Here is a 10,982-nt window from a genome sequence, read left to right on the forward strand (position 1 = left end):
TTCTGCGTCGATGCTTCTGTTTGGTGCGCTTTGTGGAACGCGCGCGGGATCGGGCCCGGCTACTTGATCATGTAGATCGTGGCGAAGAGGCCGATCCAGACGACATCGACGAAGTGCCAGTAGTAGGACACGACGATCGCGGCGGTCGCCTGCTCATGCGTGAACCTCCGGGCCGCGTAGGTACGGCCGAGGACCAGCAGGAAGGCGATGAGACCGCCCGTCACGTGCAGGCCGTGGAAGCCGGTGGTCAGGTAGAAGACCGAGCCGTACGGGCCTGACGAGAGCGAGATGCCCTCGTGCTTGACCAGCTCGGTGTACTCGTACACCTGACCGCCGATGAAGATCGCACCCATGATGAAGGTGACGATGAACCAGCCCCGGAGCTTCTTGACGTCACCGCGCTCGGCGGCGAAGACGCCGAGCTGGCAGGTGAGCGAGGAGAGCACCAGGATCGTGGTGTTCGTCGCCGAGAACGGGAAGTTCAAGGCCTCGGCCTGTGAATCCCAGTACTCGGGCCCCGTCACCGATCGCAGGGTGAAGTACATCGCGAAGAGGGCCGCGAAGAACATCAGCTCGGAACTCAGCCAGATGATGGTTCCGACGCTGGTGAGGTTCGGTCGATTGACCGACGGGTGCGCGTGACCCTTGTCTACTGTCGTTGCTGTCGCCACGACCGACATTATGTCGGTCGCTTATCCCGCCCTCACTCCGGGGGGTGCCGTTCGGAGTGTCTTCGCCGTTCATACCGGTGTTGACGTGGTGTTCAAGGGAGTAGCATCCGGCCCAACGGGCCTGTCCTTACGACGCTGACGTCACGGAGGAACAATGCAGCCGACCGCCACGGTGCTGGTCTACAGCGACGACTCCAACACCCGCGAGCAGGTGAGGTTGGCGACGGGGCGGAGGCCTGCTCCGGATGTCCCTGTGGTGGAGTTCGTGGAGTGCGCGACCCCTGCCGCCGTCGTCAAGGAGCTGGACAAGGGCGGGATCGACGTCTGCGTCCTGGACGGCGAGGCGGTGCCCATGGGGGGCATGGGGGTCTGCCGGCAGATCAAGGACGAGGTGTTCAACTGCCCGCCGGTACTGCTGCTGATCGGCCGCCCGCAGGACGCTTGGCTGGCCACCTGGAGCCGGGCCGAGGGGGCTGTGACGCTGCCTGTGGAGCCGGTGGAGTTCGCGGCCGCGCTGGCCTCTCTGCTGCGGACCAAGAGGCTGCAGAGCGCTTAGGGGTTCCCAGGAGTTCGTCGCGGCCCCGGGGTCCGTCTCAGACGCTCTGGGGCCTCAGCCTTGCCCGCTCCGACGGACTCGGGCCGTCCGGGGTGCCGGCGATCAGGGCGCTGCCGTTGCGCCAGCTCTTCCAGGGCAGGTTCCAGTCGCCGAAACCGTTGCCGAATGATTCCATCGTGTTGCCGTACGAGTTGATGACCTTGACGACGTCGCCCTCGCGGACGTTGTCGAAGAACCACTCGGCGTTGGCGGTGCTCATGCCGGTGCAGCCGTGGCTGACGTTGGCGTAACCCTGGGAGCCGACCGACCAGGGGGCGGCGTGCACGTACTCGCCGCTCCAGGTCACCCTGGTGGCGTAGTAGACGGGTAGGTCGTAGGAGTCCGCGGAGCCCTCCGCTATGCCTATGCTCGTGCCGCGCATGCGTACGAAGTACTCCTTGGCCAGTACGACCTTGACTCCGTTGCGGGTCTCGTAGCCGGGCTTGCCGGTCGTGACGGGTATGGACCGGACCTCCTCGCCGTTGCGGTAGAGCGTCAGCTGGTGGGAGGCGGCGTCCGTGACGGCTATGACCTGCTCGCCGATGGTTATCTTCAGGGGCTTGACCTTGCCGCCCCATATCCGGTCGCTGATCTTGACGCCGTCGAGGTTGCTGCGGGCCCGGATCGTGGCGCCGGTGGGCCAGTACTCCTTGGGGCGGTAGTGGAGTTCCTTGTCGTCCACCCAGTGCCAGGTGCCCTCCACGCCGGGCGTGGAGTCGACCTTGAGGGCCCGCTCGACTATGGCGCGCTGCTTGCGGTCCTTGACCGCCTGGTTCAGCTTGGCCGTGATGGGCTGGCCCACGCCGTACTTGCCCGCCTTCGGGCCGAACTCCACCGTCAGATGCTTCTTGGTGGTCGGCTTGCTGGTGACGAAGGCGAGGGTCTTCCGGCCGGGGGCGCCGTCCTCGTCCTCCGTGCTCACACGGACCGTGTAGCGGGCGTGGGCGGCGAGCGGGGAGGTGCTGTGCCAGCGGGTGCCGTCGGCGGAGAGTTCGCCCGCGACATAGCGTCCTGCGGCGTCCCTGGCGGTGACGTCCGTGATACGGCCGTCCGAGTCCTCCGTGGTGATCTCCAGGGGCTTGTCGGGGTCGGCTTTCTTGCCGCCCCCCGAGGGGCCGTTGAAGGCGATCTGGTCGGCCGCGTCATAGGGCTCGGCGGACAGCGGGTTGCCGTCGCTGCTGCATCCGGCGGCGCTCGCGCCGAGGGCGATCAGCAGGAGCGTGCAGCCTATGACGGCGCTCGTGCGCGGTATTTCACTCATGGCCTCACGCTAGGAAGCCACGTCCCCGGCGGCGCGCCGGGTGGCTCGTTCGGGTGACGCCGATTGCTGCAAAAGCGGGAGCCCGGACACTCCTGACGGAATGTCCGGGCTCCTGTGGGCTCGCTTCGTGTTACTGGGTGCGGTTCTCACCGCGGTAGTACTCGAAGACCCAGCCCCAGAGACCGATGAGGAGCAGCGGGGCCGAGAAGTAGAGCAGCCACCAGCCGACCGCGATCCCCAGGAAGGCGAGCGCGCCGCCGATACCGAGGGAGAGCGGCTGCCAGCTGTGCGGGCTGAAGAACCCGACCTCGCCGGCGTCGTCCGCGACGTCCGCCTCCTTGTTGTCCTGCGCGCCCGCGTCGACCCGCCGGGCGGTGAAGCCCAGGTAGAAGCCGATCATGATGCACAGGGCGAAGGCCAGGAAGAGGGCAGTGGTGCCGGCCGGCTCCTTCGACCAGACGCCATAGACGATCGCCATGCCGAGGACGAAGACGCTCAGCCAGGTGAACATCGTGCCTTGGGTCTTCACTTGCCGGCCTCCTTGCCACCAGCCAGGGCCTTCTCACCGTGAGGAGCGTTCTCAAGCTGGTCGAGAGCGGCGATCTCAGGGTGATGCAGGTCGAACGCCGGGGATTCGGAACGGATCCGCGGCAGGGTGAGGAAGTTGTGCCGCGGCGGCGGGCAGGACGTCGCCCACTCCAGGGAGCGGCCGTAGCCCCACGGGTCGTCGACGCCGACCGGCTTGCCGTACTTGGCCGTCTTCCACACGTTGTAGAAGAAGGGCAGCAGCGACGCGCCGAGCACGAACGAGCTGATGGTGGAGATCGTGTTCAGGGCGGTGAAGCCGTCGGCCGCGAGGTAGTCCGCGTAACGACGCGGCATGCCCTCGGCGCCCAGCCAGTGCTGGACGAGGAAGGTGCCGTGGAAGCCGATGAACAGCGTCCAGAACGTGATCTTGCCGAGGCGCTCGTCGAGCATCTTGCCGGTGAACTTCGGCCACCAGAAGTGGAAGCCGGAGAACATCGCGAACACGACGGTGCCGAAGACGACGTAGTGGAAGTGCGCCACCACGAAGTACGAGTCGGACACGTGGAAGTCCATCGGCGGCGAGGCCAGGATGACGCCGGTCAGACCACCGAAGGTGAAGGTGATGAGGAAGCCGGTCGCCCACAGCATCGGTGTCTCGAAGGACAGTGAGCCCTTCCACATGGTGCCGATCCAGTTGAAGAACTTCACGCCTGTTGGTACGGCGATGAGGAACGTCATGAAGGCGAAGAACGGCAGGAGTACACCACCTGTGACGTACATGTGGTGCGCCCACACCGTCACGGACAGACCCGCGATGGCGATGGTCGCCGCGATCAGACCCATGTAGCCGAACATCGGCTTACGGGAGAAGACCGGGATGACCTCGGAAATGATGCCGAAGAACGGTAGCGCGATGATGTACACCTCTGGATGGCCGAAGAACCAGAAGAGGTGTTGCCATAGCAACGCTCCGCCATTGGCGGCGTCGAAGACATGCGCACCGAACTTGCGGTCCGCCTCCAGCGCGAACAGCGCCGCCGCGAGGACGGGGAAGGCGAGCAGGACCAGCACCGCGGTCAGCAGCACGTTCCACACGAAGATCGGCATGCGGAACATGGTCATGCCCGGCGCACGCATGCAGATGATGGTGGTGATGAAGTTGACCGAGCCGAGGATGGTGCCGAAGCCGGAGAAGGCCAGGCCCATGATCCACAGGTCGGCGCCGATGCCCGGGCTGCGGACCGCGTCCGACAGCGGGGAGTAGGCGAACCAGCCGAAGTCGGCCGCGCCGCTCGGCGTGAGGAAACCGCCGACCGCGATGAGCGAGCCGAACAGGTACAGCCAGTAGGCGAACATGTTCAGCCGGGGGAAGGCCACGTCCGGCGCGCCGATCTGCAGCGGCATGATCCAGTTCGTGAAGCCGGCGAACAGCGGCGTCGCGAACATCAGCAGCATGATCGTGCCGTGCATCGTGAACGCCTGGTTGAACTGCTCGTTCGACATGATCTGCAGACCCGGACGGGCCAGCTCGGCACGCATGAGCAGCGCCATCACGCCGCCGATCACGAAGAACGCGAACGACGTGACGAGATACAGCGTCCCGATCGTCTTGTGGTCGGTGGTGGTGAGCCACTTGATCACGACGTTGCCGGGTTGCCTGCGCCTGACCGGCAGCTCGTTCTCGTACGAGTCCTCAGCTGCGGCGGCACCCTGGGGTTCGTTGAGGATGCTCACAGGTTGTTCGTCTCCCGGTTCTTCTCGTGGCTCGTCTGCGCGATGCCGGCGGGAACGTAACCGGTCTGCCCCTTCTTGGCGAGGTCCTTGAGGTGCTGCTCGTAGCGCTCGGGGGAGACGACCTTCACGTTGAACAGCATCCGGGAGTGGTCGACGCCGCACAGCTCGGCGCACTTGCCCAGGAAGGTGCCCTCACGGTTGGGGGTCACCTCGAAGGCGTTGGTGTGGCCCGGGATGACGTCCTGCTTCATCAGGAACGGCACCACCCAGAAGGAGTGGATGACGTCACGCGAGGTGAGGACGAAGCGGACCGTCTTGCCCTTCGGCAGCCACAGGGTCGGGCCCGGGTTGCCGGTCTGCGGGTTCCGGGTGCCCGGGGTGCCGGCGTCGTAGACACCGCCCGCGTTCGCCGGGAAGTCCTCCTTGAACCGGTCCGGAATGGCGGCCAGGTTCTTGTCGGTCTTCGCGTTGCCGCTGGAACCTTCGACGGGCTGGACGTAGTTGAAGGCCCAGCTCCACTGGTAGCCCACGACGTTGACGGTGACGTCGGGCTTGTCCTTGAGGCTGAGGAGCTTCGTCTCGTCGCGGGCCGTGAAGTAGAACAGCACCGAGACGATGATGAGCGGAACCACCGTGTACAGCGCCTCGATCGGCATGTTGTACCGGGTCTGCGGAGGAACCTCGACCTTGGTGCGGCTGCGCCGGTGGAAGATCGTGCTCCACAGGATCAGGCCCCAGACCAGCACGCCCGTGGCGAGCGCGGCCGCCCACGATCCCTGCCACAGGGAGAGGATCCGCGGAGCCTCTTCCGTGGTCGGGGTGGGCATACCAAGGCGGGGGAAGTCTTCCCAGTTGTACGAGCAACCGGTGGCTGTCGCCAGGACCAGGCCCGCGGTCATTGCCTGCAGCAGCTTCCGCCGCATCGGGCGCCGCGGCGAGCGGTCGGAGCCGTTGGGACTCACGTAGCGCCTTCCCGAGAGTCTCGCCCGCGCGGTATGGCTGCGGCCTGCCTTCTCGGTGGTCGGTCGCCGCCCTGCGACGGGCAGGGGTTTGGATGTTTATGCGGACCAAACCCTAGCCGACGCTCTCCGAGGGTTCGCGGGGAGGGGTGCCTATGAGGTGGGGTGGTTCGCTGGTTTGGCGGGTGCGGGCTGTTTGTGGCTGGTTGCGCCCCGCGGCGGAGCCGCTGATGTCGCGCCCCGCGCCCCTGAAGGGCGTCGCAGTCACCGGACGATTTAGCGTTGCTGTGTGAGCTACTTCGACGCTGCTTCCAGTGCTCCTCTTCATCCTGTTGCCCGGCAGGCGCTACAGGCTTCCCTTGATGAGGGATGGGCTGATCCTGCCCGTCTCTATCGGGAGGGGCGGCGGGCTCGGATGCTGTTGGACGCGGCTCGGGAGGCTGCCGCTGAGGCTGTGGGGTGTCGTACCGACGAGTTGGTGTTCACCTCGTCGGGGACGAAGGCGGTCCACTCCGGCATCGCGGGCGTGTTGGCGGGCCGTCGCCGGATCGGACGCCACCTGATCGTGTCCGCCGTCGAACACTCCTCTGTGCTCCATGCGGCTGACGCGCACGAGGCCGACGGGGGTTCGGTCACTCAGGTGGCGGTGGACCGGGGCGGGGCGGTGGCCGTGGGGGCGTACGCGGATGCCCTCCGTCCGGACACCGCGCTGGCCTGTCTTCAGTCGGCCAACCACGAGGTGGGGACCGAGCAGCCGGTGGGCGAGGTGGCTGCCGTGTGCCGGGCGGCGGGGGTGCCGTTGCTGGTGGATGCGGCGCAGTCGCTGGGGTGGGGGCGGGTCGAGGGCGACTGGTCGGTGTTGACCGGGAGTGCCCACAAATGGGGCGGTCCGTCGGGGGTCGGGCTGCTTGTCGTACGGAAAGGGGTGCGGTTCGCCGCACAAGGGCCCGCGGACGAGCGGGAGTCCGGGCGGGCGGCCGGGTTCGAGAACATCCCGGCGATCGTCGCCGCTGCGGCCTCACTGCGGGCCGTTCGGGCGGAGGCCGCCCAAGAGGCGGTACGGCTGCGGGAGCTGACGGAGCGGATCCGGGCGCGGGTGCCGCGGCTGGTGGCGGATGTGGAGGTGGTCGGCGATCCGGTGCGGCGGCTGCCCGGCATCGTCACCTTCTCCTGTCTCTATGTCGACGGGGAGACTTTGCTGCACGAGCTGGACCGGGCCGGGTTCTCGGTCTCGTCCGGTTCGTCGTGCACGAGCAGCACGCTGACGCCCAGCCATGTGCTGAAGGCGATGGGTGTGCTGAGCGAGGGGAACGTCCGGGTGTCCCTGCCGCTCGGGACCGCCGCGGAGGACGTCGAACGGTTCCTGGAGGTGCTGCCGGGGGCGGTTGCCGGAGTGCGGGAGAAGCTGGGAGCGCCGATGCCGGAGAAGGTCGTACAGGACGAGGACGTCCTGGTCGTGGACTCCCTCGGCAAGCGCTGCCCGATCCCCGTCATCGAGCTGGCGAAGGTCATCGGAGACGTGCCGGTGGGCGGGCTGGTCCGGGTCCTGTCGGACGACGAGGCGGCCCGCCTGGACATCCCGGCGTGGTGCGAGATGCGGGGCCAGGAGTACGTGGGCGAGGAGACGGCGGAGAATGGGACGGCGTACTTGGTCCGCCGGGTGAGCTGAACTCCCTCAGGCCTTTAGGGGCGCGGGGAACTGCGCGAACAGCCCCCGCGCACCGGCAGCCGACAACGAACCCGCCGAGGCAGACGAGTAGTCGCACCCGGCCTCAGCCGAGGTGCTTGCGAACCTCCTCGGCGGCAGCGTCCCCGTACGCCTTCATGAACCGCTCCATGAAGTGCGCCCGACGCAGCTGATACTCCTGCGTACCCACCGTCTCGATGACGAGCGTCGCCAGCATGCAGCCGACCTGCGCGGCCCGCTCCAGGGACACACCCCACGCAAGTCCCGACAGGAACCCCGCGCGGAAGGCGTCGCCGACACCCGTGGGGTCGGCCTTGCGCTCCTCCTCGGCACAGCCGACCTCGATCGGGTCCTGGCCGGCCTGCTCGATACGTACGCCGCGCGAGCCGAGGGTCGTGACGCGGTGGCCGACCTTGGACAGGATCTCCTCGTCGGACCAGCCGGTCTTGGACTCGATGAGGCCCTTCTCGTACTCGTTGGAGAAGAGGTACGTCGCACCCTCCAGCAGTATCCGGATCTCGTCACCGTTCATACGGGCGATCTGCTGGGAGAAGTCGGCGGCGAAGGGGATCCGGCGCGAGCGGCACTCCTCGGTGTGCCGGAGCATGCCCTCCGGGTCGTCGGCGCCGATGAGGACCAGGTCGAGGCCGCCGACGCGGTCCGCGACGGTCTTCAGCTCGATCAGCCGGGCCTCGCTCATCGCACCCGTGTAGAAGGAGCCGATCTGGTTGTGGTCGGCGTCGGTGGTGCAGACGAAGCGGGCGGTGTGCAGGGTCTCGGAGATACGGACCGAGCCGGTGTCGACGCCGTGCCGGTCGAGCCAGGCCCGGTAGTCGTCGAAGTCGGAGCCCGCGGCGCCGACCAGGATCGGGTTCGTGCCCAGCTGGCCCATGCCGAAGGCGATGTTCGCGCCTACGCCGCCTCGGCGTACGTCCAGGTTGTCGACCAGGAACGAGAGCGAGACCGTGTGCAGCTGGTCCGCGACGAACTGGTCGGCGAAGCGGCCGGGGAAGGTCATGAGGTGGTCGGTGGCGATGGAGCCGGTGACTGCGATGCGCACGGCGTGGAGTCTCCTGCGGGAGGGGGAGTTGACATTCCACGCTACCGTGCGTGACCGGGAGTCTGAAGTAGCAAAAATACCTGATAGTAGATCTTTCTTCGCGGGCTCTGGCGTGCATACGGTGCCACCATGACGAAAATCGAGGTCCACGCCCCCGCTCCGGCCGAGCCGGAGGTCGACATGGTCGACCTGGCGTCGTTGCTCGGTGACTGCGCGCGGATGGCTCCCCACTGGACCGTCCCTGACCGCGTCCTTTCCCTTCCGGTCTCCCCGTCACGCATCCACGGGGTGACCGTGCCGTCGAGGTCGGCGCGACTGCTGGACGCGATGTCGGACTACGGCGACTGATACGGCGGCCGAATCCGCGCCGTTCAGGGAACCGTGCGCTCCCCCGCTGCGTCCCATCGCTGTCCCCCGTAGAGGGGATGCGGGATACGACCCCGTGGACCGTCCTTTTTGACAGGGTCGGGTCAGGGTCATGGGACATGTGCGCAGCCGAAGGAGCGATGCGGTGAACACCGAGCGACCCGAGAACGACGACCCGGGCGCCGAGGGCTCCGCCGAGGAGCAGGGCGTTCAGGAGGAGCAGGGCGCTCCGGAGGAGAAGGGCGCCGCCGAGACCGGGGCCTCCGGCGACACGGGCGCTTCCGGCGATGCCGAGGCATCCGGTGACACCGAGGCTTCCGCCGAGGCTGGGGCTTCCGCCGGCACCGAGGCTTCCGCCGAGACCGGGGCTTCCGGTGCCGGTGAGGAGAGCGGGTCCGGCGTCGTCGGTGGCGAACCGGCTGGTGGCGCCGAGGCCCCGGCTCCCGCCGCCTCCGTCCCCGCCTCCGCTCCGGCGCTTGAGGAGTCCGGTGACGAAGGGGACCGGGCCGACGGCTCGCCCCGTCACCGCTCCCCCGTGATCATCGCCTCCGTCGCCGCCGCCGTACTGCTCGTCGGGGGCGGCGGGGCCTACCTCGCCGCGAACGCGTCCGGTGGGTCGGACGGTGGTACGACCTCGGCGGCGTCCGGCGGTGAGACTCCGCCGCCGCTTCACCTCGACGGGTTCACCGGGAGCGACGCCGGAGGCGGTACCGGCGGGATCGCGCCAGGCGAGCCGAACCCGTACGGCGTCACCTACAAGGCCGACGGGGAGCTCGCGGACGGGCCCGGCTCGGCGCCGGTGTACCGGGCGGCGGGCCAGGTCGGTGCGGAGGAGGTGGCCCGGCTGGCGAAGGCGCTCGGAGTGGACGGGGCGCCGGTGGCGCAGGGGCAGACCTGGCGGGTCGGGGCGCAGGACGGGGCGGGGCCCAGTCTGCAGGTGAACAAGCAGGCGCCGGGGACCTGGACGTACTACCGGTACACGCCGGGCACCGACAACTGCCAGAGCACCACGGTGTGCCAGAAGAACTCCGCCGAGCGGGCCGGTGACCCGGTCGGCGAGGAGGCCGCGAAGAAGGCCGCCGCCCCGATCCTGAAGGCGGTGGGTCAGGACGACGCGAAGCTCGACGCGAGCCAGGTCATGGGCGGCCAGCGGGTGGTGAACGCCGATCCCGTGGTCGGCGGGCTGCCCACCTACGGCTGGACGACCGGGGTGACCGTGAGCGCCCAGGGTGAAGTGGTCGGCGGGAGCGGCCAGTTGAAGGCGCCGGTGAAGGGGGACACGTACCCCGTGCTGGACGCCGAGAAGACGCTGAAGCTGATGAACGCGGCGCCCGCGACCGACCACCGCATGGGCATCGGCGGCTGCGCCAGTCCCGTACCGCTGAAGGACCGTCTTGAGGCGCCCTGCGGTCAGGAGGGTTCCACCGGAGCGGCGCCGTCGAAGGACACCGTGACCGTCGAGAAGGCGGTGTTCGGGCTGGCCTCGCACTATGTGGACGCGCGGCAGGCGCTGGTGCCGTCCTGGCTGTTCCAGGTGAAGGCGCCGGGCGCGCAGGACGGCTTCACGGTCACGTATCCGGCGGTCGACCCGAAGTACCTGGTTTCGGCCACGCCGTCCGGGGAGCCGACCGGGCAGCCGAGCCCGCGGCCGACCGGGCCCAAGGACGAGCCGACGTCGGCGCCGGTCACCCGCAATGTGACGGTGGACGGCTACACGGCCGACGGTTCGGAGCTGACCGTCGCCTTCACGGGCGGCGTGTGCGCCGACTACAAGGTGACGGCGGACGAGAGCGGTGACCAGGTGACGGTGCGGGTGACCGAGACCTCGCAGCCGGAGAAGGTCTGCATCCTGATCGCCAAGGTGTTCCACAAGACCGTGCAGCTCGACGAGCCGCTCGGCGACCGGAAGGTCGTGGGCACGGACGGCCAGAAGATCCCGCTGGAGAAGCCCGGGGCGCGGATCCCGGACGCACCCGAGACGTCCGGGGCCCAGTAGGAGCCGGTCAGGCTCCGAAGGCCCGCGGACAGCGAAAGGCGGGGGGCCCCGCGGGGGGGGGCGCCCCCCCTCGACTCGGCCGTACCGGCGTTCCGGCGCGACGACCTGGGGCCGCTGATCGCGGT

General features: G+C 68.4%; 10 protein-coding genes. 4 read left to right on the forward strand and 6 right to left on the reverse strand.

The window, feature by feature from the left end; translation table 11 throughout:
* Window positions 1-59: 59 nt before the first annotated feature.
* The gene (locus ACFWYS_RS19585; protein ID WP_384770088.1) at window positions 60-680 is read right to left on the reverse strand and encodes a heme-copper oxidase subunit III; all 621 of its coding nucleotides are present in this window, start codon (window positions 678-680) and stop codon (window positions 60-62) included.
* Between the two features lie 145 nt (window positions 681-825).
* Between ACFWYS_RS19585 and ACFWYS_RS19590 the strand changes: the two genes are divergently transcribed.
* Complete coding sequence (locus tag ACFWYS_RS19590) at window positions 826-1,227, forward strand: hypothetical protein (RefSeq protein ID WP_384770091.1); 402 nt, start codon at window positions 826-828, stop codon at window positions 1,225-1,227.
* Window positions 1,228-1,264: 37 nt separating this feature from the next.
* Here the strand turns inward: ACFWYS_RS19590 and ACFWYS_RS19595 are convergent, their stop codons facing one another.
* The 4 genes from ACFWYS_RS19595 to coxB form a co-directional block, all read right to left on the reverse strand.
* Complete coding sequence (locus ACFWYS_RS19595) at window positions 1,265-2,527, reverse strand: Ig-like domain-containing protein (protein WP_384770094.1); 1,263 nt, start codon at window positions 2,525-2,527, stop codon at window positions 1,265-1,267.
* Window positions 2,528-2,657: 130 nt separating this feature from the next.
* Window positions 2,658-3,056, reverse strand: a complete 399-nt coding sequence (locus tag ACFWYS_RS19600; protein WP_384770097.1) for a cytochrome c oxidase subunit 4 — start codon at window positions 3,054-3,056, stop codon at window positions 2,658-2,660.
* Entirely contained in the window at window positions 3,053-4,789 is a 1,737-nt protein-coding gene (ctaD, locus tag ACFWYS_RS19605; RefSeq protein ID WP_384770099.1) for a cytochrome c oxidase subunit I, read from the reverse strand. Before ctaD ends, ACFWYS_RS19600 begins: the two co-directional genes overlap by 4 nt.
* Window positions 4,786-5,751, reverse strand: coding sequence for a cytochrome c oxidase subunit II (gene coxB, locus ACFWYS_RS19610; RefSeq protein ID WP_272123191.1), 966 nt, complete (start codon window positions 5,749-5,751; stop codon window positions 4,786-4,788). The genes ctaD and coxB overlap by 4 nt, the downstream gene beginning before the upstream one ends.
* A gap of 286 nt (window positions 5,752-6,037) precedes the next feature.
* Here coxB and ACFWYS_RS19615 point away from each other — a divergent pair, with 286 nt between their 5' ends.
* On the forward strand, window positions 6,038-7,417 hold the full coding sequence (locus tag ACFWYS_RS19615) for a cysteine desulfurase/sulfurtransferase TusA family protein (RefSeq protein ID WP_384770102.1): 1,380 nt from the start codon (window positions 6,038-6,040) through the stop codon (window positions 7,415-7,417).
* A gap of 103 nt (window positions 7,418-7,520) precedes the next feature.
* Here the strand turns inward: ACFWYS_RS19615 and ACFWYS_RS19620 are convergent, their stop codons facing one another.
* Window positions 7,521-8,495: a carbohydrate kinase family protein gene (locus tag ACFWYS_RS19620; protein WP_384770104.1), complete on the reverse strand. Its 975-nt coding sequence runs from the start codon at window positions 8,493-8,495 to the stop codon at window positions 7,521-7,523.
* Window positions 8,496-8,624: 129 nt separating this feature from the next.
* On the opposite strand from ACFWYS_RS19620, the gene ACFWYS_RS19625 reads away from it, so the two are divergent.
* The gene (locus tag ACFWYS_RS19625) at window positions 8,625-8,843 is read left to right on the forward strand and encodes a hypothetical protein (protein WP_384770107.1); all 219 of its coding nucleotides are present in this window, start codon (window positions 8,625-8,627) and stop codon (window positions 8,841-8,843) included.
* Window positions 8,844-9,006: 163 nt separating this feature from the next.
* Window positions 9,007-10,857: a hypothetical protein gene (locus tag ACFWYS_RS19630; RefSeq protein WP_384770110.1), complete on the forward strand. Its 1,851-nt coding sequence runs from the start codon at window positions 9,007-9,009 to the stop codon at window positions 10,855-10,857.
* The last annotated feature ends 125 nt before the right edge of the window (window positions 10,858-10,982 follow it).

The organism is Streptomyces sp. NPDC059010, from assembly GCF_042740355.1.
Classification (GTDB): domain Bacteria; phylum Actinomycetota; class Actinomycetes; order Streptomycetales; family Streptomycetaceae; genus Streptomyces.

Bases quoted from the DNA above. Each gene is read 5' to 3' on its own strand.
- ACFWYS_RS19585 (WP_384770088.1), bottom strand. From the start codon at position 680: ATGTCGGTCGTGGCGACAGCAACGACAGTAGACAAGGGTCACGCGCAC.
- ACFWYS_RS19590 (WP_384770091.1), top strand. From the start codon at position 826: ATGCAGCCGACCGCCACGGTGCTGGTCTACAGCGACGACTCCAACACC.
- ACFWYS_RS19595 (WP_384770094.1), bottom strand. From the start codon at position 2,527: ATGAGTGAAATACCGCGCACGAGCGCCGTCATAGGCTGCACGCTCCTG.
- ACFWYS_RS19625 (WP_384770107.1), top strand. From the start codon at position 8,625: ATGACGAAAATCGAGGTCCACGCCCCCGCTCCGGCCGAGCCGGAGGTC.